This is a genomic window from Achromobacter sp. (assembly GCF_049647645.1).
Classification (GTDB): Bacteria; Pseudomonadota; Gammaproteobacteria; order Burkholderiales; family Burkholderiaceae_B; genus Achromobacter.
This window is the reverse complement of record NZ_JBARYB010000194.1, coordinates 1-24,526: the sequence shown is the minus strand read 5'-3', so window position 1 is coordinate 24,526 and position 24,526 is coordinate 1. Positions and strand designations below refer to the sequence as shown.

Here is a 24,526-nt window from a genome sequence, read left to right as displayed (position 1 = left end):
CCCGCCGTCCGGGCTTGGCGCGCGCCGTCCGGCGCGGAAAACGCCTTGCTTGCGCGCCGGCAAGCGTGGGCCAGCGGCTGGCCGAGACTTGTCAGCCAGGGGAAGTAAAATCACGGCTTCCGATCATCGAGGATAGTCGTGTCTGCTTCCGTTTTGAAGAACGATGTGTTCTTGCGCTCGCTGTTGCGCGAGCCCGTGCCCTACACCCCGATCTGGCTGATGCGCCAGGCCGGCCGCTACCTGCCCGAGTACCGCCAGACGCGGGCCCGTGCGGGTTCCTTCATGGGCCTCGCTCAGAATCCGGAGTACGCCTCGGAAGTCACGCTGCAGCCGCTGGAGCGTTTCGACCTGGACGCGGCCATCCTGTTCTCGGACATCCTGACGGTGCCGCACGCCATGGGCCTGGGCCTGGACTTCGCCGAAGGCGAGGGGCCGCGCTTCGCCCGTCCGGTGCGTACCGAGGAAGACGTGGCGCGTCTGGAAGTGCCGGACATGGACAAGCTGCGCTATGTCTTCGACGCCGTGCGCACGATCCGGCGCGATCTGGACGGCAAGGTGCCGCTGATCGGCTTTGCCGGCAGCCCGTGGACCATCGCCTGCTACATGGTGGAAGGCCAGGGCAGCGATGATTACCGCCTGATCAAGACCCTGCTGTATGCGCGTCCCGACCTGCTGCACCGCATACTCGAGATCAACGCGGAAGCCACCTTGCAGTACCTGAACGCGCAGATCGACGCGGGTGCGCAAGCCGTGATGCTGTTCGACAGCTGGGGCGGCGTGCTGGCCGACGGCCTGTTCCAGCAGTTCTCGCTGGCCTACACCCGCAAGGTCGTGGCTGGTCTGACCCGCGAACGCGAAGGCCGCCGCGTGCCGGCCATCGTCTTCACCAAGGGCGGCGGGCAGTGGCTGGAACAGATCGCCGCCTGCGGCGCCGACGCCGTGGGCCTGGACTGGACGGTGGATCTGGCCGCGGCGCGACGCCGTACCGGGGACTCGGTGGCGTTCCAGGGCAACCTGGACCCCATGGCCTTGTTCGGCGGAGGGCCCGCCATCCGCGCCGAGGCGCGACGCGTGCTGGAGGCCTTCGGACCGGTGGGCAAGGGCGGTCACGTGTTCAATCTGGGACACGGAATTTCCCGCTTCACTCCGCCAGAAGCCGTAGCCGAATTGGTTGATGAAGTCCACCAGCACAGCCGTTCGCTGCGGGGGTAAGTGAGTGAACGCTTCGGTCTAAAGGGCCGGAGCAGGAGGGCCCCCGGGGACACTTGTGCACAGCAGGATTGTTCTCGGGGAAAACCCTTTAGATGCTAGTTTACAATCTCGGAAGCCATCGTAAGTCATTGTTTTAAATGGCTAATTGACGGTTTTCAAGAAGATTTCGCAAGTTTGCGCAATCTTGTCAAATTCCAATTTTCGATGTTGCTCCAGCCTTTTCCCCAAAGTTATCCACAGGCGGAAAACGGAGCACGCCGCCATCATCCGGGATCATCCTTCTACATGCACCGTCCTAGCCCCCATGTCTGAAGCGCAGCCAAACACGACCCCCGCGGTCTGCTGGGTGCGCGTGGCGCTGGACGTGCCCCTGCCCGGCCCGTTCGACTACCGCAGCGAGGCGCCGGTGACGGTTGGCCTGCGGGTCATCGTGCCGTTCGGCCGCCGCAAGCTGATCGGCGTGGTGGTGGAAAACCCGGCCGAGCCGTCCTTCGATCCCAAGCAGATCCGGCCGATCGAAGAGGTGCTGGACGACTTGCCGCCTTTCGACGAGGACTGGCTGCGCCTGGCCCGCTTTGCCGCCGACTACTATCAGCGGCCGCTGGGCGAGGTGATGCTGCCGACGCTGCCGCCGCCGCTGCGCAAGCCCACGGCCTACCAGGGCAAACGCTCGGCCGGCGGACCCGTGGCGCGGTTGGACGGACGCAAACGCAAGGCTGCGCGCGCGCCGGCCCAGGCTGACCAGCCGCCGGAGCTCAACGACGCCCAGCGCGAGGCGGTGGACACGATCGGCGCCCTCAACGGGTTCAAACCCGTGCTGCTGCATGGCGTGACGGGCAGCGGCAAGACCGAGGTGTATCTGCGGGCGGCCGAGAAGGTCCTGGCCGCGGGACGCCAGGTGCTGCTAATGGTGCCCGAAATCAATCTGACGCCGCAGCTGGAAAGCGCGCTGCGCGCGCGCCTGGAGGCGTTGGTCGGGCCGGACGGCCTGGCGGTCATGCATAGCGGCCTGTCCGACGGCGAACGCCTGCAGGCCTGGGCTCGCGCCCAGCGCGGCGAGGCGCGCATGCTGCTGGGCACGCGCATGTCGGTGTTCGCGCCGCTGGGCCAGTTGGGCCTGATCGTGGTCGACGAGGAGCACGACGCGTCCTACAAACAGCAGGACGGCTTGCGCTATTCGGCGCGCGACCTGGCGGTGTGGAGGGCCCATGACCTGGACATCCCGGTGGTGCTGGGATCGGCCACGCCATCGCTGGAGACCTGGCAGCATGCCGAGCGCGGCCGCTACCTGCGCCTGACGCTGCCGGGCCGGGCGCGCGCCAGCAGCCTGCCGTCCATGCGGCTGGTGGACACGCGCCGCCTGCAACTGAAGCACGGCATGTCGCCGCAGTTGCTGGACGCCCTTGCGCAGCGGCTGGAACGCAAGGAGCAGTCGCTCATCTTCCTGAACCGGCGCGGCTATTCGCCGGTGCTGCATTGCCAGTCCTGCGCCTGGGTCAGCAATTGCCCGCGCTGCACCGCGTTCACCGTCCTGCATCGTACCGATGGCCGTGGCCATCGCCTGCAATGCCATCATTGCGGCTATCAGGCGCCGGTGCCGCGCGCCTGCCCCGAATGCGGCGACCAGGACCTGGCGCCCATGGGACGCGGCACGCAGCGCGTCGAAGAACATCTGGCGGAATTGTTTCCCGAGGCCCGCATCCTGCGCATCGATGCCGACAGCACGCGCAAGAAGGGCAGCGCCGAAGCGCTGTTCGCGTCGGTGCACGCGGGCGAGGTGGACATCCTGGTGGGCACGCAAATGGTGGCCAAGGGCCACGATTTCGCGCGGCTGGGATTGGTGGGCGTGCTGAATGCCGACTCGATGCTGTTCGCGCACGACTTCCGCGCGCCAGAACGCCTGTTCGCGCAGCTGATGCAGGTGGCGGGCCGGGCCGGCCGCCATCAGGGCAACGGCGAGGTGCTGATACAGACCGGTTACCCCGAGCAGCCGGTCTATCAGGCGCTGCTGCGGCACGATTACGCGGGCTTTGCCCGCCATGCGCTGCACGAGCGCGAAAGCACTGGCCTGCCGCCTTTCGTCTATCAGGCGCTCTTGACCGCCGAGGCGCGCGAGTTGAAGGTGGCGCAGGAGTTCCTGGAGCGGGCGCGAAGCTTGCCCGAAGGCGAGTGGGCGGCCGACTTCCCGGGCCTGGACGCCATCATGCTGTACGACCCGGTGCCGCTGCGGGTGGTGCGCGTGGCCAATATCGAGCGCGCCCAGTTGCTGGCGGAAAGCAGCAGCCGCCCGGCCTTGCAGGCTTTCCTGGCGTCCTGGTCGCATCACCTGCCGTACCTCGCCAACGAGGCGCGCGTGCGTTGGCAGCTGGAAGTCGATCCGCTGGAAATCTGATCGCTTGCGGCGGGGGCCGATGCGCCGCCGATCCGATTGTTCTATGATCTTTCTCCTCTATCGCGCCGGCGCGGCAGGCCCGCTGCGGCGGCTGCGCCCGTCCCCTTTTTCTCGCGTGTTACCGGCCCGCTGACGGGCGGCCGCAAGCCCCGTGCTTGCCGGCCGCATCCTCAATGCGGCCGCCGCGATGCATGATCACCTGACTCAAATGTCCGCCAGCGAACCTATAGCCCAAGGCATGAACCCCGCTCAACGCGAAGCGGTGCTGTACCTGGACGGCCCCTGCCTGGTGCTGGCCGGCGCCGGCAGCGGCAAGACCCGCGTGATCACGCAGAAGATCGCCTACCTGCTGCGCGAATGCGGCTACATGGGCCGCAACGTGGTGGCGCTGACCTTCACCAACAAGGCCGCGCGCGAGATGGACGAGCGCGTCAAGACCCTGGTGGACCGCAAGCTCTCCAAGGGCTTGATCATCAGCACCTTCCATTCGCTGGGCGTGAAGATGCTGCGCGAGGAAGCGCGCAACGCGGGCCTCAAGCCGACCTTCTCCATCCTGGACGCCGACGATGCCATGGCCATCATCCAGGAGCTGCTGAACACCACCGACAAGGGCCGCCTGCGTCACGTGCAGGGCATCATCTCGCTGTGGAAGAACGGGCTGATGGAGCCGGACGACGCGGCGCGCGAGGCCATCACGCCGGCCGACGTGGAAGCGGCCAACGTCTACCGCAGCTACGCCGCCACGCTGTCCGCCTACCAGGCGGTGGACTTCGACGACCTGATCCGCATCCCTGCGCTGCTGCTGGCCAACAATGAAGAAGTACGCACCCGCTGGCAGAACCGCGTGCGCTACCTGCTGGTGGACGAATACCAGGACACCAACGTTTGCCAATACCGGCTGGTGCAGCTGCTGACGGGCTCGCGCGCCATGTTCACGGCGGTGGGCGACGACGACCAGGCGATCTACGCCTGGCGCGGCGCCACCATCGAGAACCTGGCCAAGCTGACTACCGACTATCCCAACATCAAGCTCATCAAGCTGGAACAGAACTACCGTTCGGTGCAGCGCATTCTGGCCGCGGCGAACCAGGTGATCGAAAAGAATCCCAAGCTGTTCGACAAGAAGCTCTGGTCCGACCTGGGCGTGGGCGAGCCCATTCTGGTGTCGGCCATGGACGGCGAAGAGCAGGAGGCGGAGTCCATCGCCATGAAGGTGTCGGCCTCGCGCTTCGAGCGCCAGGCGCAATGGAAGGACTTCGCCATCCTGTACCGCAGCAACCATCAGTCGCGCATCCTGGAACAGGCCCTGCGCAACCTGAAGATTCCGTACACGATCTCGGGCGGCCAGAGCTTTTTCGACAAGACCGAAGTGCGCGACGTGCTGGCCTACCTGCGCATCCTGGCCAACGACGAAGACGACCCGGCCTTCATCCGCGCGGCCACCACGCCCAAGCGCGGCATCGGCCAGGCCACCTTGCAGACACTGGGCCAGTACGCGGCCAGCCGCGAGCTGTCCCTGCTGGCTGCCGTCGCCGAGACTGGCCTGGAAAGCCAGCTGGCGCCGCGCCAGCTGGAACCACTGCGCACCTTCACCGAGTTCATCCGCCGCATGCAGTGGCGCGCCGGGCGCGGCGCGGCTTCGGGCAAGGACGCCGCGCCCGCCGAACCCGCGGGCGTGCTGCTGGACGATCTGCTGGAGGCCATCCAGTACGAGCGCTATCTGTACGAGCTGTTCGAGGAGCGGCCCGCGCAGACGCGCTGGCAGAATGTGCTGGAGCTGACCGGCTGGCTCAAGCGCAAGGCCGAAGAGGACAACATGACGCTCTTCGATCTGGTGCAGCACGTGGCGCTGGTCACCATGCTGGAGCGCGGCGAGGAAGAAGAACCCGACGCGGTGAAGATGTCCACCTTGCACGCGTCCAAGGGCCTGGAGTATCCGCACGTGTACCTGGCGGGCGTCGAGGAAGGCCTGCTGCCTCACCTGGGCAAGGACGACGAAGTCGGCGATCCGGCGCGCGCGGCCGAGAACCTGGCCTCGCGCATCCAGGAGGAACGCCGCCTGATGTACGTGGGCATCACGCGCGCGCAGCGCAGCCTGAACCTGAGCTGGTGCAAGCGCCGGCGCCGGGCGCGCGAGGACCTGGTGCGCGAGCCTTCGCGCTTCATCGAGGAAATGGGCCTGGGCGACGTGCGCGTGCAGGAAGACGAGGCCACCGCCGCGATGAATCCCAAGGAGCGCATGGCCATGCTCAAGGCGCTGCTGAAGAAATAGGGGCGGGGCTCCGGCTTGTGGAAAGCCGCGGGCTGCTCCTACACTGGACTGCGCCCGCCCCGCCGTCGGGGGCGCGGCAATCCCGCGGATCGAAGGAGCGCGCCATGTGTCGCTGGCTGGCCTATACCGGTAGTCCCATACAGATGGAGAGTGTGCTTTTCAAGGCCAAGCACTCCCTGATCGACCAGAGCCTGCACTCGCGGCTGGGCGCCACCACCACCAACGGCGATGGCTTCGGCCTGGGCTGGTACGGCCGCCAGCACCAGGGCCAGCCGCTGGAGCCGCCATTCCGCTACCGCAGCGTGCATCCGGCCTGGAACGACCGCAATCTGCGCGAGGCGGCGCGCGCGATCCACGCGCCGCTGTTCGTGGCGCATATCCGCGCCGCCACCGACACGCCCGCGCAGGAGACCAACTGCCACCCGTTCCGCCACGGCCAATGGCTGTTCGTGCACAACGGCGTCATCCGCGACTATCCGCTGCTCAGGCGCGACCTGATGCTGATGATCGCGCCCGCGTATTTCGGCTCGCTGGAAGGGTCGACCGATTCCGAGGTGATGTTCCTGCTGGCCTTGAGCTTCGGCCTGGAGGAAGACCCGCTGACGGCGCTGGCCCGCATGGTGGGCGCGGTGGAAGAGACGGGCAGGCGGCACGGCGTGGCGCAGCCCATCAACATGACGGTCTGCGCGCTGGACGGCCAGCGCCTGATCGCGGTGCGCTATTCCAGCGAGGCGGACTCGCGCACGCTGTTCCACAACACCTGCGTGCGCCATTTGCGCCAGCTGTATCCCGACAACCCGCAGATCGCGGCGCTGGACGATGACGCGTTCCTGCTGCTGTCTGAGCCCCTGACCGAGATGCCCGGCGCCTGGGAGGAAGTGCCCGAAGCCACCGCCATCATCGCGGGCGGCGGCACGGTGGCGCACTATCCGTTCGCGCCGGTGCCGCCGGGGGCCTGAAAACAGCTGCCCAAGGCCGGAAATGCCTGGAAAACGGGGTCATCAAGCAGGCATCGCCTATATAGGGGAGAATACGGATCGCATGACTTTGCGACGTCCTGGGCCGCGAAAGCACCCTAATTCCAATAAGGAAGTTGCATGACCGATAGCAAAACCCCGCAAGCCTCTGTCGCGCTGGCGGTGTTTAACCACACGGGGAGCACCCCGGATTGTTTTGAACTGCACGAGCACGGCGTTGTCTGCCGGCAAGGCGACGTGCGCATCTACACCGCCTTCGCGGATATCCAGGACCTGTTCCTGTTCGCCTCCGGGCCGGACGCAGGCGCTGGCCTGATCAATCATTTTGCCTACCGCACCGGTTCGACGCAGTCTTGGACCCTGGTGCCCGCCGAGGTCGGCGAATTCAACAAGCTGATGGACGCGTTCCGCGCGCGCTACGTGGCGCAGCGCCTGCCCGTGCTGGAAGAGAAGATCGCGGACGGCGCGCGAGTCGCGTTCCGCTATGTCCAGAGCGGCAATTTCCCGGACCTGCAGACGCAGGAGCTGGCTTTGTCGGCCGAGGGCCTGCATATCGGCGCCGCCACATGGCCGTACGAATCGCTCAAGCGCATCGACCTGAACCAATGGACCGAGACGATCAGCCTGCAGGACGAAAACGGCAAGGCCGTGTTTTCGTGCCTGGCCGCAAACGTGCTGAGTTCGGACCTGTTCGTGAACCTGGTCTACGACCAGTTGGGACGGACGGCGGAATACGCCTGAGCAGGGCCGCTTGCGCGGCGCCCGGTCAATGCCCCGTATGCAGATCGGGGTTCAGGGTGCCCCAGGCGGCGGTGCGCACCAGGCATTCCACGGCGCCGGTCTGCGAATTGCGGCGGAACAGCAGGCCGTGCTGGCCCGCCAGCGAGGTGGCCTTCACCACCGCGCCTTCCGGCGTCAGCACACGCGTGCCGGCGGTGATGTAGCAGCCGGCCTCGACCACGCAATCGTCGCCCAGCGAAATGCCTATGCCCGAGTTGGCGCCCAGCAGGCAGCGCTTGCCGATGGACACCACCTGCTTGCCGCCGCCTGACATGGTGCCCATGATGGACGCGCCGCCGCCGATATCGCTGCCGTCGTCGACGATGACGCCCGCGCTGATGCGGCCTTCGACCATGGACGCGCCCAGCGTGCCGGCGTTGAAATTGCAGAAACCTTCATGCAGCACCGTGGTGCCGGGCGACAGGTGCGCGCCCAGCCGCACGCGCGCCGTGTCGGCGATGCGCACGCCGGCGGGCATCACGTAGTCGGTCATGCGGGGAATCTTGTCGACGCCGCGGATTTCCAGGATCTGTCCGGAGGCGCGCAAGTGCCAGCGCAGCGTGTCCACCTGGTCTACCGCGCAGGGCCCGGCCGATGTCCAGGCGACGTTGGCCAGCACATTGAACAGGCCGTCGAGGTTGGCGTCGTGCGGACGGATCAGCCGGTGGCTGAGCAGGTGCAGGCGCAGGTAGGCGTCGTGCGCATCGACCGGTGGTTCGTTCAGCGACGCGATCGCGGTCCGCACCGCGACGATGTCCACCTTGCGGCGGGTGTCGCGGATCAGGGCGGTGGGCACGTGTTCGCCCAGCGCGGCGCGGGCTTCCTCGGGCGACAGGTGGCGGGTGCCGGTGGCCGGCGAGTTGTCGGCCAGCGAGGGGCGCGGATACCAGGTGTCCAGGATGGCGCCGTCGGCGGCCAGCGTGGCGATGCCATAGGCGATGGCGCTGAGGGGCGTGGGGGAATCAGCCATGATGAAAGAGAAAATGCGCAGTCTGAGTGCGTAATTCTAAGGCGAAAGGGACAGATGGCGGGGGCGCCGGGCAGCAGTTTTCAAAGGCTGCCGAAGGCCCAGCGCAAGCTCAAGGAGCCCGTGTGCTCGCGGTTGCCGCCGCCATACTGGCCGCCATAGGCCAGGCCGATGACGGCCGAGCGCGATACGGCGACTTCCAGGCCCAGGCCGGCCAGCGCCGCGGATCGGGCGATCGGCGCGCCGGCCACGGTCAGCACGCTGCCGCCGTCCAGGACCAGGGTCGTTTCCGGCTGCACGTCGCCGAAGGCCCGGCGCCAGCCCAGCGTCGCATGCAGCCGGCCCACGGTGGGCCCGAGCGCGAAGCCGGTCTGGCCGCGCAAGCCCAGCGTGGCCGTGGTTTGCCGGATGCGTCCCGCGTCGGCCGAGAGCGCGGTCGAACCGCCTGACTCGCTGAAGCTGCGGGTGCGCACGTTGCGCAGGGCCACGCCTGCGAACGGCTCAAGGGTGGCGCCTGGCGACAGCGCCAGCTCGTAGCCCAGTTCCGAGAAGACCTGCGCGGTGTAGGCGCTGAAGTCGGCGGTCAGGGTCTGGCGGGGAATCCCGGGCATCTCGAAATGCCGGCGGGTATCGATGTTGTGCCAGGAGTAGGAAGCGGCCGCCAGCAGGTTCAGCTTGCCGGGGCCGGCGCTGAACGACTTCTTGCCGTAGGCCCCCGCGGTATAGCTGTAGACGTCCAGCCGGGCGTCGGCCGCGTCGATGTTGACTCGGCTGCGGGTGGCGCCCAGTGCGCCGCCCAATCGCCAGCCGGCGCCTGCATCGAATTCGCCGCCGCCGTACACGCCGGTGGTGCGCTGCTTGATGCGGGCCACGTTGGCGCCGCCTTCCAGCGTCTGCCAATTGTCGACGGCGACGAGCCAGCCCGGTTGGGCCGGCGCGGGACTGGACGGCCGGTCGGCAAGCAGGCCGCGGGCCGGCTCGGCTTGTGCGGCGTGAGCGTGCGCCGCGTTCGCCGCGAACACGGCATGCGCGGCGAACGCCCACGCCGGCAACTGCCGGCGGACGGCTATCGGTGGCGGCAAGGGCTGTTTACGCCAGTTCTTTCAACAGCAGTTCCCAGAATTTCATGCGCTGTTCCAGCGTCGAAATCAGGATGTACTCGTTCAAGGTGTGCGCGCCGTCGCCGTCGGCGCCCAGGCCGTCCAGCGTGGGGATGCCCATGGCGGACGTGAAGTTGGCGTCGCTGCCGCCGCCCGTCATGGGCGCGTCTTCCAGCAGGAAGCCGGCGCGTTCGGCATAGCCCTGCACCAGCGCCAGCAGATCGGCGGCGGCTTCGGTCTTCACCATGGGCGGGCGGTTCAGCTCCACGTTGATATCCAGTTCGACGTCCGGACCCACGGCGCACAGTTCGCGCATGCGGCGCAGCACGTCCTCGGCGGCGCCCATGTCGGGCACGCGGAAGTCGACCACGCAGCGGCACAGGGCCGGCACGGTGTTGGTCACGGTGCCGCCGGCGATGGTGCCGACGCTGACGGTGATGCCGCGCTCGTAGTCGGTCATGGCTTCCAGCGCCAGCACCTGGTGGGCCATTTCGCGGATGGCGCTGCGGCCCTTCTCATGCTGCATGCCGGCGTGGGCCGGGCGGCCCTTGACGTTCAGGTTCAGCATGCCGGTACCCTTGCGGGCCGTGACGCACTTGCCGCCGTTGGGACGGGCCGGTTCGCAGACCAGCGCGTACTTGGCGTTGGCGGCGAAGCGTTCGATGTGCGTGCGCGAGGCGTGGCTGCCGGTTTCTTCGTCGGGCACCACCAGGAAGTCCACCGGCAGCTGGGTCGCGCCGGGCCGCGCCACGCCGGACAGGGCCGACAGCGCCAGGTAGATGCCGGCCTTCATGTCGTAGCCGCCCGGGCCGTAGAGGCGGTCGCCTTCGATGCGCACGGGGTTTTCGAGCAGCGTGCCCACCGGATGCACCGTGTCCATGTGCGCCAGGATCAGGATGCCAGGGCGCGTGTCGCCGGGGGCGCGGTTGGTCGCGTACAGCAGCGGACCGGTGGTGGGGCCCAGCGACGACAGCTCCACCGTCAGGCCGGCGGCCGCGGCGTAGTCGGCAATGATGCGCGCCATGGCGGCAATGCCTTCGGGGAAATTCGAGGGCGATTCGCATTGCAGCCAGCTCTTGATGCCGGCGACGATCTGTTCAGTGCTCTGGATGTTGGACATGGCGGTAGCGGATTTCTGCAACGAAAATAGTGGGAGCGTTTAGGCGACCTGCTGGCCGGCCAGGCGGGCCAGTTCAGCGTCGTCGGGCATCTTGCCGTCGAACCAGAGGCTGGCGCACACGGCCGACATGGCGCGGCCGTCATGGCCGATGCCAGGCACGACCTGCAGCGTCCAGCCGAACGGCACGCCGCGGCGCTCGGCTTCCTTGCGGCCAAACTCGAAGTAGTTCTGGGCGCGCGCAAAGCGGTGCGGGCCTTGGCGCATGGCGGCGGGCTCGGACGGCAGGTTGGGATCGTCGGTGGCGATGTCCTGGTCGCCCGCCAGGATGGTCATGGGATAGGCCAGCAGCTTGACCAGGTGCTCTTCGGTCAAGCCGACGCCGTCCATGCCTTCGGGGAAGGGATGGTCGAAGGTCGGCAGCGTGTACCAGCCCGGGTTGCCGGCGGCCACGGCCTTGAAGGGCGCGTGCGGCTGGCTGCTCATCAGGCGGTGGACGAACTGGCCGCCCGCGGAGTGGCCGAACAGGTAGATATTCTGGCCGTCGGTGATTTCACCGGCGATCAGGTCCTTGATCACGTTGCCTACCAGCGCGTAGGTCCAGCCGTCGATATGGCGCGGATTGCCGCCGGCCGAGAACACGCGGCCGTTGTTGTAGCTTTCCACGCCGGGCCAGATCTCGTTGGAGAAGGTCAGCGCCACGATCAGCAGCTTGTGCTTGTCGGCGGCTTCCACCCAGAAATCGCGGTACTCGTCGCCGTTGCGCAGCACGCCGTGCTGCACGATGACCACCGGGCGGTCCGGCGTGTAGCCGTAGGGACGGTAGGTCTGCAGCTTGAAGGGACGGTCGGAGTTGCGATCCTCGTCCACATACAGGATGGCGTTGCGGCCGGCATGGCCGAGCTCGATGGCGATGCGGTCGACGTTGGACATGTCGGAGGGTTTCATCAGGCGTTCGCCTCATTCAGGTGGCAGGCCGACCAGTGGCCTGCCGAGATTTCTTTCAGGACCGGCGCCTGCTCGCGGCAGCGCGGCATGGCGTGGGGGCAGCGGGGATTGAAGGTACAGCCCGGCGGCGGGTTCAGCGGCGACGGGATCTCGCCCTTGATCGGCGTGAACTTGCGGCCGCGGCGGCCCACGTCCGGCACTTCGGCCATCAGGGCCTGAGTGTAGGGATGGTTGGCGCGCGCGAAGATCTCGGCCGACGTGGAGATTTCCACGATCTTGCCCAGGTACATGATCGCCACCCGGTCCGAGATGTGCTTGACCACGCCCAGGTCGTGGCTGATGAACAGGTAGGTGAAGCCGTGCTGTTCGCGCAGGTCCATGAACAGGTTGATCACCTGCGCCTGGATCGACACGTCCAGCGCGGCCACGGGCTCGTCGCAGACCAGGAACTTCGGCGCCACCATCAGCGCGCGGGCGATGCCGATGCGCTGGCGCTGGCCGCCGGAGATCTGATGCGGGAAACGGTCGCGGTATTCCGGGTCCAGGCCGACTTCCTGCAGCGCCTGGTCGATGCGCGCGGGAATCTGGGCGGCAGGCGCCAGCTTGTGGACCTTGAGCGATTCGCCCAGGATCTGGCGCAGGCGCTGGCGCGGGTTCAGCGAGGCTTGCGGATCCTGGAAGATCATCTGCACGCCCAGCGTATAGGCCAGCTTGTCGGCGCCGCGCAGGCGGCGCGCTTCCTTGCCCTGGTACAGCAATTCGCCCTCGCTCTGGCCGTGCAGGCCGGCGACGACGCGGCCCAGCGTGGACTTGCCGCAGCCAGACTCGCCGACCAGGCCGACGACTTCGCCGCGCTTGATGGCCAGGTCCACGCCGTTGACCGCGTACACGGTGCGGCGGTCGATGGGACGGCCGGTCAGGGCCAGGATGCGCTGGGCCAGGTCGGGCCGCTGCTCGAAGCGCTTGTGGACGTTCTTGAGCTCGATGACGGGAGTATCGGCTTGGCTCATACCGGCTGGGCCTCGCGGGTAATCGGCACGTAGCAGCGGTAGCTGCGCGGGCCTTCGGTGGTGACGGTGGGGGCTTGTTCGGTGCAGCGCGTGACCGCGCTGGTGCAGCGCGGCCGGAACGGACAGCCCGAGGGGCGGCCGGCCAGGCTGGGCGCCATGCCGTTGATCTGGTGCAGGCGCGCGCCCGGTTGGGTGGCGCCGGGCATGGAATCCAGCAAGCCCTTGGTATAGGGGTGGCGGGGCGCGTCCAGCACCTGCTCGACCGGGCCGCTTTCGACGATGCGGCCGGCGTACATCACGGCCACGCGGTCGGCCAGTTCGGCCACCACGCCCAGGTCGTGGGTGATCCAGATGAGCGCCGTGTTGTGCTCGCGGCAGATCTCCTGCATGCGGTAGAGGATCTGGCCCTGGATGGTGACGTCCAGCGCCGTGGTCGGCTCGTCGCAGATGATCAGGTCGGGCTTGTTGAGCATGGCAATGGCGATCGCCACGCGCTGGCGCATGCCGCCCGAGAACTCGTGCGGATAGCTCTTCAGGCGCTTTTCGGGCGAAGGAATGCCGACCATGGCCAGCGCCTCGCGGCAGCGCTCTTCGGCTTCTGCGCGCGACACGTCTTCGTGGGTGAGGATGGCTTCCATCATCTGCTCGCCGATGCGCAGCACCGGATTGAGCGTCATCAGGGGATCCTGGAAGATCATGGCGATGCGGTTGCCGCGCAGCTGGCGCATCTGCTCTTCGCTCAGCTTGCGCAGGTCCGTGCCCTTGAACTTCACTTCGCCGTCCACCACTTCCCCGGGCGGGTCGATCAGGCCCAGGAGCGAGAAGCCGGTGACGGATTTGCCGGAGCCCGATTCGCCGACCAGGCCGACGATTTCGCCGCGGCGCACGGTCAGGTCGACGCCGTCGACCGCCAGCCAGGCGCCGGCTTCGGTATGGAATGCGGTGCGCAGGCCGCGCACGTCTAGAAGTACTTCGCTCATTTTAGTTGTCCATTGCGCCAGCATTGCCCAGCGGGGCCGCGCGGAGCCGGCTTTGCCGGTCCGCAGCGGCGCCCCCTTGAGGGGGAAGCGCGCAGCGCTTCGGGGGTGGGCCTCATCGCTTCGGGTCCAGGCTTTCGCGCAGGCGGTCGCCTACGATATTGATAGAGAGGATCAGCACCAGCAGGGCGATGCCCGGGAACAGGCTGATCCAGTAGTCGCCCGACAGCAGGTACTGGAAGCCGTTGGAAATCAGCAGGCCCAGCGAGGGTTCGGTGATGGGCACGCCCACGCCCAGGAACGACAGCGTGGCTTCCAGCGCGATCGCGGTCGCGATCTGGATGGTGGCGAACACCATGACGGGACCCAGGCAGTTGGGCAGCAGGTGGTACAGCATGATGCGCCAGGCTGGGTAGCCCAGGTTGGCGGCGGCTTCCACGTATTCCTTGCGGCGTTCCTGCAGGGCGCGGCTGCGCATGATGCGCGCGTAGTGGCCCCACTGCACCAGCACCAGGGCCAGGATCACCTTGTCGACCCCGCGTCCCAGCACCACCAGCAGCACCAGCGCCACCAGGATGGTCGGAAAGCCCAGGATGAAGTCGACGATGCGCATGAGCACCGTATCGACCACGCCGCCGACATAGGCGGCCACGAGGCCGATGGCGCCGCCCACGGCGGTGGCCAGCACCACGGCGGACAGGCCCACCATCAGGCTGATGCGCAGGCCATACAGGATGGCGCTGAGCATGTCGCGGCCCTGGTCGTCGGTGCCCAGCCAGGCGATGCTGCCGTCCATCAGCGCCTGGCGCGGCGCCAGGCGGCCGTCCATCAGCGAAAGGTTGGCGAGGTCGTAGGGATTCTGCGGCGCGAAGTAGGGCGCGAAGACCACCAGCACGATCAGGATGGTCAGCGCGATCACGGAGCCGCGCACCGTCGGGCGCGCGTGCAGTTTCTTCAGGATGGAGGCGCGCTGCGGCGTCTCAGCCAGGGGCTGGACGGTGCGGGTGCGGCCGGAATTGGGAGTTTGAGCCATGGCGGATTATTGAGCGGGAGTCACGAGCTGCACGCGCGGGTCGAGCGTGGCGTACAGGATGTCCACAACCAGGTTGATGATCACGAAGATCAGGGTGACCAGCATCACGTAGGCCACCACCACCGGGCGGTCCAGCTGGTACACGCTGTCGATCAGCAGCTTGCCCATGCCTGGCCACGCGAACACGGTTTCGGTGATGGTGGAGTAGGCGATGAGGGTGCCGAATTCCATGCCGATCACGGTGACCACGGGGATCAGGATGTTGCGCAGGATGTGGCGGCGCACGATGCGGCCGGGCTTGACGCCTTTGGCGCGCGCGAACTTCACGTAGTCCTGGCTGCGGGCCTCGACCACGCCGGAGGCGGTCAGGCGCAGCACCAGGGCGATGTTGGCCAGCGCCAGGTTGATGGCCGGCATGATCAGGTGCGACCAACCGTCGGCCGTGAGGATCGACAGGCGCACGCCCAGCACGGTGACCGTGTCGCCGCGGCCGGTGGCCGGCAGCCAGCCCAGCCATACCGCGAACAGCAGGATCAGCATCATGCCTTGCCAGAAGTTCGGCAGCGAAAAGCCCAGCACCGAGGACGCCATGATGCCGCGGCCCAGCGGCTGGTCGCGGTACAGGCCCGCAATCAGCCCCAGCGGAATGCCGAACACACAGGTCAGCATGATGGCCACGATCACCAGCTCGAACGTGGCGGGGATGCGCTGCACGATCAGTTCGATGGCGGGGATGCCGTGCACGAAGGAAGTGCCCAGGTCGCCATGCAGCGCGCGCCACAGGAATCCTGTGTATTGCTGCCACACCGGCAGGTCCAGGCCCAGGCGGGCGATCATCGCCTCGCGCGCGGCCTGGCTGGCTTCGGGGCTGACCAGCAGTTCGATCGGATCGCCCACGGCATAGACCGCGAAGAAGACCACGACCGAAACGGCCAGCAGCACGAACAGACTCTGTATCAGTCTGCGTAGGATGAACAAGGCCACGAGATGATTTCCTTGGTGGGCTCAGGGGTTGCGGGCGCCGCGTAGGGTCTTACTTGGCGGGCTTGGCCGACATGGCCAGGGTGTACTGGTCGGCGCGGCCTTCATAGGTCAGCCCCTTGCGGAACGCCCAGATGCTGCTTTCGAAATGCAGGGGAATGCTGGGCAGGTCGGCCAGCGCAAGCGTCAGCGATTCCTGCAGCAGTTTTTCGCGCGCGGCCGGGTCCACGGTGACCAGGGCGCGCTTGAACACGCGGTCGAACTCGGGGTTGTCATAGCCGCCGTAGTTGCTGGTACCCAGGCCGTGTTCCTTGTCGAACGCGCTGACCCAGTATTGCAGGAAGGACGAAGCCTCGCCGGTTTCCGACGACCAGCCGCCCATGGCGAAGCTGAATTCACGCTTGGCGCGCTTGGGGAAGTACACCGAGCGCGTCATGGTGTCGACCGTGGTCTTGATGCCCACGCGCGACAGGTATTGCGCCACCGCCTGCGAGATCTGGGCGTCGTTGATGTAGCGGTCGTTGGTGGACGAGACGATCAGCTCGAAGCCGTTCGGATAGCCGGCCTCGGCCAGCAGCTTCTTGGCGGCGGCGGGGTCGTACTTGAGTTCGGGCGGGTTGGGCAGGGTGCCGAACATGCCGTCGGGCAGGAACTGGTTGGCCGGCGTGGCCGCGCCGTCCATGATGCGGTCGGCGATGGTCTTGCGGTCGATGGCCAGCGACATGGCGCGGCGCACGCGCGCGTCCTGCAGCGGGTTCTTGCCGTCCGCCGCCTTCACGCCGGGGCTGGGGCTGCGCGCCACGTCGGGCTGGAAGTACACCACGCGCACCGAGGGCGTGATGACGTGGCCGAAGCCCGGCGTTTCCGAAATGCGCTTCACGTCGCGCGCGGCCGGGTTCTCGATCAGGTCGAAGTCGCCTGCCAGAAGGCCGGTCAGGCGCGGGCCGGCTGCCGGCACGGGCACCATCTTCACGTTTGCCCAGGCCGGCTTGTCGCCCCAGTAGCCGTCATTGCGCGCCAGTTCGATGCTGGTGCCCTTGACGTAGCTCTTCAAGGTGTACGGGCCGGTGCCGATCACCGAGCGGCCGGTATTGAAGTCGGCCACCGTGGGCCAGGCGCCGGTGACGCCGCACTTGTTCTTCAGGTCGAAGCTGATCGGGCCGTGCTCGGCGATGCCGTTCCACAGCATGCCCATGCGGGTCAGGTCGTTGGGCAACAGCGGATAGGGCTGGCGCGTCTTGATCACCAGGGTGTTGCCGTCGCGCAGCTGCACGTCGGCGAACTTCTGGACGATGGACGGATACGAGCTGCTGATGGACTGCTCGTTGTTGACCACGCGGCAGAACGTGAACAGCACGTCCTGCGCCGTGAAGGGCTGGCCGTTGGAGAACTTGACGCCCTCGCGCAGCGTGAATTCCCAGGTCGTGTCGTCCACCGGCTTCCAGGCCGTGGCCAGACGCGGGATCAGGTTCATCTTGGCGTCCTGCCCCACCAGCGTCTCGAACATGTGCGAGGTCATCGCATCGTTCGGCGTGGCCTGGTGGTAGTGCGGATCCATGGACGTCGGCTCGGACGACAGGCCGATCCGCAGGGTGCCCGTGGCATCCTGCGCGACGGCTGCGGTGGTACAGGCAGCCATGGCACAGGCCGTGAGCATGCTGCGGTAGAGCGTCTGGGCAGACATGGATTTGTCCCTTTGTTGTATTGGTCTTGTGTTGCGGGGGGCGGCGTCCCTGGCGGGCCGCCGCGAGTCTTCAGGCGATGGGCTGCGCCAGCCGCACGACGGTCACGCCGGGCCGCAGATTGGCGGTGGACGGCATGATCAGCACGCAGTCGTCATAGGGCGTGACGACGGGCTCGCCTTCGGACCAGCCGATCAAGGTGCCGGCGGCGGCCAGCGTTTCCAGGCCCTTCCAGGGCTGGGCGAAGCGGAAGTCGGCGCTCTTGGCTGCGACCGCATGCGTCACGCGCAGCGCGCGCTGCGTGGACGCCGCGGGGACGAACCAGTCGGCCGGCAGGTCATGGTTGTCCACGGCGCCCGCTTCCACCAGGAAGCGCGCCATCTGGTCGACGGCGACGCCGCGCGCCTCGGGGGCGCCATGGAAGCCGCATTCGATCAGCAGGGAACGGGTGCCGTTGTCGCCGGCTTCGCCAAAACGGCCGTAGTCGCGCATGCGCACGCCGGCGGCATGGCCAGCGTCGGCGATGATGGTGGCGGGGTTGCCCAACGCCAGCGCCAGGTCGATATTGCGCTGTTCCATGCCGGTCAGCTGCAACGGCACGTCGGAATTGCTCATCGAATGGAAGTCCAGCAGCCAGTCAGCCTGCTCGACCCAGGGCCGCAGCTCGGCGGCGCGGCGCCGTTCCTGGCTGATGGGCACGGCGAGCTTGTCGTCGCTCCAGACGCGGTTCATGTCTTCGTCGACGAAGCGCGCGGGGGCGTAGTTGGCGGGGTCGAAGCGGTCGAACGCGGCCAGATTGCAGAAGGCCAGCGTCAGCGAACCGCGGCGCGGCCGCAGGCCCGCTGCCAGCGCGTCCTTCAGCGCCCAGGCGCCGCAAAGTTCATTGCCGTGGATCAGCGCGCTCAGCATGACGCGCTTGCCCGGCACGCCGGAATCGAAATGCCAGACCCCCGGGGTGTCCGTATTGCCCGTCCGCTCCGCCGACAAGTTCGGACAGGCAAGTAGAAATGGGCGCGGGATGGACGCGGGGGCGGGCGTAGGCATGGGAACTCCGATGAAGCGACGGGATTGTATAGGCGATGGCGTTGGGGTGGCGGCTAGCAGCCGGTATGAGCGGGCGCCGCGGCGCGGAGGGCGCTGAAATGGGCTGCTGGCACGGGTTTTCCCTTATATATGGGGCGCGTCAGACGCACGCCGCCTTCGAGTATTGGGCGAATTCTAGGAGCTTGGCTGCTTTCTCTACAATTAGAATATTTATCGCGAGCTTTGCAGAAAAGGCAAAGCTTGTTCCTCTTTCCCATTCATTGAGAACCGCGAGGGGCTGGCATGCACGGCATCGCCCTGAAGTACTTTTTGGAAGTCGCCCAGGCGGGCAGCCTGAGCGGTGCGTCCGAGCGCCTGCATGTGGCGGTGTCGGCCATCAGCCGGCAGATCGCCAAGCTGGAGGAAGAGGCGGGGGCGCCGTTGTTCGAGCGCGCCGCGCGCGGCATGGTCTTGAGCGAAGCGGGCCAGCTGCTGCTGGCGCACGCCCGCCGCACCATGCTGGAAGCCGATTCCGTGCTGCAGGAGATCGCCGCCATCAAGGGCACTGCGCGCAACGAGATCCGGGTCGCGTCGGTCGAGGGCGTGGCGCGGATCTTCCTGCCCTCGGTGATGGCGCGCTTTCGCCGCGATTGGCCCAACATCCGCTTCGACCTGCATGTGGGCTCGCCGGCCGAAGTCAGCCGGCGGGTGGCCGAAGGCAGCGTGGAGTTGGGCATGGTCTTCATCGCCGAACGCAGCGGCGGGGTCAGCCCGCGCTATTCGCGCCGCGCGCCGGTGCATGCGGTGATGGCGGCCGACCATCCGCTGGCGGGCCGCGCCAGCGTCAGCCTGCAGGATCTCAGCCAGTATCCGCTGGCCCTGACCGGGCCGGGCACCACCACGCGGCAGCTCTTCGAGATGGGCTGCGCGCTGGAATCGGTGCAGTTGGAGCCGGCGCTGACCTGCAACGATTCCTCGCCGCTGCACGGCTTTGTCTTCGGGTCGGACGCCATCATGCTCAGCGGCTACATCTCGGTGGCCTGGAGCTTGCGGCGCGACGAGCTGGTCGCCGTGCCGATTTCCAATGCCGAACTGCAATCGCGCACCCTGCAGATCCAGGTCATGCCGGGCCGGGTGTTGCCGCCCGCGGCGGAAGCCTTCGTCGAACTGCTGGCCCGGGAACTGGATGACGCGCTGCAGGGCAGGCCGGCCGTGTAGTCCGGCAGGTACGAAGAGGCCTGCGAAAAAAAACGGCTGCCCTGAGGCAGCCGTTTTTTCGTTCAGGCGAACCTGATTATTGCTTTTCAGGCGTGACCGAGGTGGCCAGCGTGTACTGGTCGCGGCGGCCTTCGTAGGTGATGCCCTTGCGGAAGGCCCAGATGCTGCTTTCGAAGTGCAGCGGGATCAGCGGCACGTTGTCCAGCGCGATCTGGGTGGATTCCTGCAGCAGCTTCTCGCGCTTGGGCGCGTCGACGGTCACGATGGCTTGCTTGTAGACCTTGTCGAAATCGGCATTGCTGAAGCCGCCGTAGTTGCTGGTGCCCAGGCTGTTGGGGGAATCCAGGGATGCCACCCACAGCTGGAACAGCGCCGAGGCTTCACCCGTTTCCGCCGGCCAGCCGCCCATCGAGAAGCTGAACTCGCGCTTGGCGCGCTTGGGGAAGTAGATGGAGGCCGTCATGGCGTCCACATTGGTCTTGATGCCGACGCGGGCCAGGTACTGGGCCACGGCTTGCGCTACCTGGCCGTCGTTGACGTAGCGGTCGTTGGTGGACGACAGCGTCAGTTCAAAGCCGTTCGGGTAGCCGGCTTCGGCCAGCAGCTTCTTGGCGCCTTCCGGGTCGTACTTGATTTCCGGGGCCTTGGGCAGGGCGCCGAACATGCCGTCGGGCATGTACTGGAAGGCCGGGGTGGCCATGCCGTCCATGATGCGGGCGGTAATGGTCTTGCGGTCGATGGCCATCGAAATGGCCTTGCGCACGCGCAGGTCTTGCAGCGGATTCTTGCCGTCGGCGCTCTTGACGAAGGGGCTCGGGTTGCGGCCCACGTCCGGCTGGAAGAACACCAGGCGGGTCGACGGGGTGGCGACGAAACCGAACTTGGGGTTGTCCTTCAGGCGCGGCAGGTCGCGGGCGGCGGGGTTTTCGATCATGTCGAAGTCGCCGGACAGCAGGCCGGTCAGGCGCGGGCCGGCGGACGGCACCGGCACGAACTTCACTTCCTTCCAGTAGGGCTTGGGCCCCCAGTAGTTCTCGTTGCGGACCAGCTCGATGCCGGTGCCCTTGACGTAGGACTTCAGGGTGTAGGGGCCGGTGCCGATGGCATCCTTGCCGTTGTTGAAGTCGGCCACGGTGGGCCAGGCGCCCGTCACGCCGCAACCCTTCTTGGGGTCGAACGTGAGCTTGCCGTGCTCGACGATGCCGTTCCAGACGATGGGCAGCGAGCGCGCCAGTTCGGCGGGCATCAGGGGGAAGGGTTCGCCGGTCTTGATGATGACCGTGTGCGCGTCCGGCGTTTGCACGTCGGTGATGCGCTTGGTCATGTCCATGTAGGACTGCGACACGTTGGTTTCGTTGTTCAGCGTGCGGCAGATGGTGAACAGCACGTCCTCGGACGTGAACGGCTTGCCGTTGGAGAACTTGACGTCGTCGCGCAGCTTGAATTCCCAGGTCTGGTCGTCCAGCGTCTTCCAGGAGGTGGCCAGGGCGGGTACCAGCTTCATGTCGGCGCTGCGACCCACCAGCGAACTGTAGACGTGCGCGGAGAACGCGTCGTTCTGCGTCATCTTGTGATAGTGGGGGTCCGCCGAGGTGGGTTCGGCCGACAGGCCGATCTTCAGCGTCTGGGCTTGGGCGGCGGCCAAGGGAATGGCGGCGGCCGCAAGGGCCAGGGTGGTGCGCAACTTCATGGTGACAACTCCGGATGGGGAACGAACCGGATCGCGCCTGCGTGTAAACCGGCCTGCGCCAGCCGCGCGGGCGGCGTCGCCTGGAAGGGGCTCAGGGGGTTTTGGCGCCGGGCACGACGGCAAGGGGCCGATTATCGGTAGGGGCTTCGCGCACTGTCAATGCGCAATGGCAAGCGCAGCGCTAGGGAAAACGCTGAGAGGGCGGGGGAATGAGGGCGCCGCGCTGCCTCGTCTGGAGGCCTGCGCGGCGCGATGGCGCCCGGGTGAGGGGCTGGGCGCCGAAGAACCGCCGCAAGGGGCGCCGGGAGACCGGCGGGCGTTGCGGCGGGGTCGCGCCAGCCTGAATCGCGGGAGATCGATCGCGACTCAGGCTAGCGCGGCAGGGCTTACCACTGCGAGCCGGAGAAGCGCGAGCTGGCGGCGCGGGCCTTGTTCATCGATTCGTTCACTTCGTCGATGAAGGAAAACACGGCGGCAACAGCTGCAACTACGGCTTGGCCAGCCTTCTTCAGGTTGGTCAGCGGATGGGAATTCGGTTGGTTCTCGAGGGCGCCGCGGAGCAGATCGCGCTCCAGCGCGTCGGTCAGGCGGGCAGTGTGGTTCAGGGTCAGTTCGCTCATGGTTTGCTCCAGTCCGTTTCGTCTTGGTGTAAACCATTATAGGGATAACCCTAGGATCTATGCAACGCTATTTTTAGGGTAAACCCCTATATGTTGTAAAAATGTTTATTCCCCAGGGACTTAGCCGCGATTGCGCAGGGTGCGGGCGGCATCCGCCAGCTCTCCGGCGGTCAGCCCGATGGGGCCGACACCCTGGGCGACCAGCGCGTCGGCCGCCGCGCCGTGCAGCCAGACCGCCCCGGCCACGGCCTGATCCAAGGGCAATTGCTGGCCAATCAGCGAGCCCAGCATGCCTGCCAATACGTCCCCGGTTCCGGCGGTGGCGAGCCCCGGATTGCCGCTGGTGTTGACCCGCAGATCGCCGTCCGGCGAGCAGACCACGGTGCCGGCGCCCTTCAATACCACCCAGGCCCGGTAACGCTGCGCCAGTTTCCAGGCGGCGCCCGGGCGGTCGGCCTGCACCTCGGAAGCGCTGATGCCCAGCAGGCGGCCGGCTTCGGCCGGGTGCGGCGTCAGCACCACGGGACCCTCGCCCCAGTTGGGCTGGATGTCGCCGCGCGCCAGCAGATTCAGTCCATCCGCGTCCAGCACCAGCGGCGCCCCGCGCCGCAGTACAAACAGTTCTGACAGCGCGTTGGCTGCCAAGGCCCCCGTGCCTATGCCGCAGCCAGCCACCCAGGCGGTGACGCCCCAGTCCTGTTCCAGCAGGGAGCCGGCGTCGCGCAGCATCAGTTCAGGCTGCAGCAGGTCGCAGGCCAGGGGCGCGGCGTCCTGGGCGAAACCGACCAGCACTTTGCCGGCGCCAATTTTCAAGGCGGCGCGCGCGGCCAGCAGGGCCGCGCCCGTCATTCCGGGCCCGCCGCCGACCACGCCCACCGTGCCGAAACTGCCCTTGTGGGTATCCCGGCCGCGCGGCGCGAACAGGGCGGGCAGGGCGGCGCGGTCGATGGCGCCGCCGGCGGACGGGGCGGTAGTGTTCATGGGCTGAGGCTCCTGGGGCAATCGGCGTGGCGCGATGGCGCGTATCTACTATAGTGCGCCCAAACCGGCCGGCATCCGGCCCGGCCCCAAGACAAGACGACGTGGAGACAAACATGAGCGACATCACGCTGGAACACTATTCCGCCTATGAGTCCCTGAAGCTGCGCCGGCACCCCGGCGGGGTGTTGGAAGTGATCATGGGCGCCAAGGGCGGCAAGCCGGGCAAACTGTCCACCGCCGATGACCGCATGCACCGCGAACTGGCCGACATCTGGCGCGACATCGATACCGACCCCGACACCCGGGTGGTGGTGATCCGCGGCGAGGGCAAGGGGTTTTCGGGCGGCGGCGACCTGGATCTGGTGCAGCAGATGGCCGACGACTTCGACGTGCGCACCCGCGTCTGGCGCGAAGCCCGCGACCTGGTCTACAACATCATCAACTGCAACAAGCCCATCGTGTCCGCCATGCATGGCGCGGCGGTGGGCGCGGGCCTGGTGGCGGGCTTGCTGGCCGACATCTCCATCGCCGCACGCGACGCGCGCATCATCGACGGCCATACCCGCCTGGGCGTGACGGCCGGCGACCATGCCGCCATCGTCTGGCCGCTGCTTTGCGGCATGGCCCGCGCCAAGTACTACCTGATGCTTTGCGAAACCGTGACCGGAGAGGAAGCCGAGCGCATCGGTCTGGTGTCGTTGTGCGTGGACGAGGCCGAACTCATCGGCCGCGCCTTCGAAGTCGCCAACAAGCTGGCCGCGGGCTCCCAGACCGCCATCCGCTGGACCAAGTACTCGCTCAATAACTGGCTGCGCATGGCGGGGCCGAGCTTCGATACTTCGCTGGCGCTGGAATTCATGGGTTTTGGCGGGCCCGACGTGCGCGAAGGGATCCAGTCCCTGCGTGAACGCCGCGCGCCGAACTTCCGGCCGGATTCGCCGTTCTGAGGCAGCGGACGGCGCGCGCCGGGGCAGGGCGCGCCATCCGGCTTCCCTACTTCTTGAAGAACTTCGCGAAGGCCGCCTGCGCCTCTTCGGATTGCAGACGGATGCGGAACTGTTGGGCTTCGTAATCCATGGTGTCCTGGATCGCCTGGCGGTCCGGGCGGCGCAGCATGGCCTTGGTCAGGCGCAGCGCGGCGGGCGGTTGGCGCGCCAAATCAGCAGCCGTGGCCTGTGCCGCGGCCAGCGCCTGGCCTCGTGGCGTTACCGACGTCGCCAACCCGGCTTCGCGCGCGTCTTCGGCGGAAAATGCCTTGCCCTGCAACAGCCATTCGGCAGCGCGACGCCCGGCCAGTCGGGGCAACAACAGACTGGAGGCACCCTCCGGGCACAGGCCCAGCGCCACGAATGGCATGCGTAGCGTGGCGCCTTCGCCGATGTGGACAAAGTCGCAATGCTGCAGCAGCGTCACGCCGATGCCGATTGCGTAGCCTTCGACCGCGGCAATGACCGGGACCTCGGCGGAGGACAAGGCCCGCAGGAACGTCAGCCCGGCGCTGTCGCCCGCCCCACGCTCAGCCTGAAAGTCGCGCAGGTCGTTACCC

The 24,526-nt window shown here is 67.3% G+C and carries 21 protein-coding genes; 7 read left to right on the top strand and 14 right to left on the bottom strand.

Annotation, left to right across the window (positions count from 1 at the left end; translation table 11 throughout):
* Positions 1-138 precede the first annotated feature (138 nt).
* From hemE to WBB14_RS21770, 5 genes are all read left to right on the top strand, one after another.
* Entirely contained in the window at positions 139-1,212 is a 1,074-nt protein-coding gene (hemE, locus tag WBB14_RS21790) for a uroporphyrinogen decarboxylase (protein WP_424241675.1), read from the top strand.
* Positions 1,213-1,516: 304 nt separating this feature from the next.
* Positions 1,517-3,604, top strand: coding sequence for a primosomal protein N' (locus WBB14_RS21785; RefSeq protein WP_424241674.1), 2,088 nt, complete (start codon positions 1,517-1,519; stop codon positions 3,602-3,604).
* 208 nt (positions 3,605-3,812) lie between these two features.
* Positions 3,813-5,876, top strand: a complete 2,064-nt coding sequence (locus WBB14_RS21780) for a UvrD-helicase domain-containing protein (RefSeq protein ID WP_424241673.1) — start codon at positions 3,813-3,815, stop codon at positions 5,874-5,876.
* A 104-nt stretch (positions 5,877-5,980) separates the two neighbouring features.
* A complete protein-coding gene (locus tag WBB14_RS21775; protein WP_424241672.1) occupies positions 5,981-6,835 on the top strand; it encodes a class II glutamine amidotransferase in 855 nt (284 codons plus the stop codon).
* A 138-nt stretch (positions 6,836-6,973) separates the two neighbouring features.
* Complete coding sequence (locus WBB14_RS21770) at positions 6,974-7,594, top strand: hypothetical protein (protein WP_424241671.1); 621 nt, start codon at positions 6,974-6,976, stop codon at positions 7,592-7,594.
* A gap of 25 nt (positions 7,595-7,619) precedes the next feature.
* Here WBB14_RS21770 and dapD read toward each other — a convergent pair whose 3' ends face one another.
* The 10 genes from dapD to WBB14_RS21720 form a co-directional block, all read right to left on the bottom strand.
* The gene (dapD, locus tag WBB14_RS21765; protein WP_424241670.1) at positions 7,620-8,603 is read right to left on the bottom strand and encodes a 2,3,4,5-tetrahydropyridine-2,6-dicarboxylate N-succinyltransferase; all 984 of its coding nucleotides are present in this window, start codon (positions 8,601-8,603) and stop codon (positions 7,620-7,622) included.
* A gap of 80 nt (positions 8,604-8,683) precedes the next feature.
* Positions 8,684-9,682: an autotransporter outer membrane beta-barrel domain-containing protein gene (locus WBB14_RS21760; RefSeq protein ID WP_424241669.1), complete on the bottom strand. Its 999-nt coding sequence runs from the start codon at positions 9,680-9,682 to the stop codon at positions 8,684-8,686.
* Positions 9,683-9,689: 7 nt separating this feature from the next.
* Positions 9,690-10,820, bottom strand: a complete 1,131-nt coding sequence (locus WBB14_RS21755; RefSeq protein WP_424241668.1) for a M20 family metallopeptidase — start codon at positions 10,818-10,820, stop codon at positions 9,690-9,692.
* Between the two features lie 39 nt (positions 10,821-10,859).
* Entirely contained in the window at positions 10,860-11,765 is a 906-nt protein-coding gene (locus WBB14_RS21750; protein ID WP_332013030.1) for an alpha/beta hydrolase, read from the bottom strand.
* The gene (locus tag WBB14_RS21745; RefSeq protein WP_424241667.1) at positions 11,765-12,775 is read right to left on the bottom strand and encodes an ABC transporter ATP-binding protein; all 1,011 of its coding nucleotides are present in this window, start codon (positions 12,773-12,775) and stop codon (positions 11,765-11,767) included. Before WBB14_RS21745 ends, WBB14_RS21750 begins: the two co-directional genes overlap by 1 nt.
* The gene (locus tag WBB14_RS21740; RefSeq protein ID WP_424241666.1) at positions 12,772-13,755 is read right to left on the bottom strand and encodes an ABC transporter ATP-binding protein; all 984 of its coding nucleotides are present in this window, start codon (positions 13,753-13,755) and stop codon (positions 12,772-12,774) included. Before WBB14_RS21740 ends, WBB14_RS21745 begins: the two co-directional genes overlap by 4 nt.
* Before the next feature lie 112 nt (positions 13,756-13,867).
* Positions 13,868-14,785, bottom strand: a complete 918-nt coding sequence (locus WBB14_RS21735; protein ID WP_424241665.1) for an ABC transporter permease — start codon at positions 14,783-14,785, stop codon at positions 13,868-13,870.
* A gap of 6 nt (positions 14,786-14,791) precedes the next feature.
* Positions 14,792-15,769 (bottom strand): ABC transporter permease, encoded by a 978-nt coding sequence (locus tag WBB14_RS21730; RefSeq protein ID WP_424241664.1) that lies wholly within the window; start codon positions 15,767-15,769, stop codon positions 14,792-14,794.
* 49 nt (positions 15,770-15,818) lie between these two features.
* Complete coding sequence (locus WBB14_RS21725; RefSeq protein WP_424241663.1) at positions 15,819-17,450, bottom strand: ABC transporter substrate-binding protein; 1,632 nt, start codon at positions 17,448-17,450, stop codon at positions 15,819-15,821.
* A 70-nt stretch (positions 17,451-17,520) separates the two neighbouring features.
* Complete coding sequence (locus WBB14_RS21720) at positions 17,521-18,492, bottom strand: succinylglutamate desuccinylase (RefSeq protein WP_424241662.1); 972 nt, start codon at positions 18,490-18,492, stop codon at positions 17,521-17,523.
* A gap of 282 nt (positions 18,493-18,774) precedes the next feature.
* Here WBB14_RS21720 and WBB14_RS21715 point away from each other — a divergent pair, with 282 nt between their 5' ends.
* On the top strand, positions 18,775-19,689 hold the full coding sequence (locus tag WBB14_RS21715; RefSeq protein ID WP_424241661.1) for a LysR family transcriptional regulator: 915 nt from the start codon (positions 18,775-18,777) through the stop codon (positions 19,687-19,689).
* A 76-nt stretch (positions 19,690-19,765) separates the two neighbouring features.
* Here the strand turns inward: WBB14_RS21715 and WBB14_RS21710 are convergent, their stop codons facing one another.
* From WBB14_RS21710 to WBB14_RS21700, 3 genes are all read right to left on the bottom strand, one after another.
* A complete protein-coding gene (locus tag WBB14_RS21710; RefSeq protein ID WP_013391152.1) occupies positions 19,766-21,379 on the bottom strand; it encodes an ABC transporter substrate-binding protein in 1,614 nt (537 codons plus the stop codon).
* 386 nt (positions 21,380-21,765) lie between these two features.
* Positions 21,766-21,999, bottom strand: a complete 234-nt coding sequence (locus WBB14_RS21705) for a hypothetical protein (RefSeq protein WP_424241660.1) — start codon at positions 21,997-21,999, stop codon at positions 21,766-21,768.
* Positions 22,000-22,119: 120 nt separating this feature from the next.
* Positions 22,120-22,980 (bottom strand): NAD(P)H-hydrate dehydratase, encoded by an 861-nt coding sequence (locus tag WBB14_RS21700; protein ID WP_424241659.1) that lies wholly within the window; start codon positions 22,978-22,980, stop codon positions 22,120-22,122.
* 113 nt (positions 22,981-23,093) lie between these two features.
* Here WBB14_RS21700 and WBB14_RS21695 point away from each other — a divergent pair, with 113 nt between their 5' ends.
* Positions 23,094-23,927 (top strand): enoyl-CoA hydratase/isomerase family protein, encoded by an 834-nt coding sequence (locus tag WBB14_RS21695; RefSeq protein ID WP_013391155.1) that lies wholly within the window; start codon positions 23,094-23,096, stop codon positions 23,925-23,927.
* A gap of 46 nt (positions 23,928-23,973) precedes the next feature.
* On the opposite strand, the gene WBB14_RS21690 is transcribed toward WBB14_RS21695, so the two are convergent.
* On the bottom strand, positions 23,974-24,526 hold a 553-nt coding region (locus WBB14_RS21690; RefSeq protein ID WP_424241658.1), incomplete at its 5' end, for an enoyl-CoA hydratase-related protein.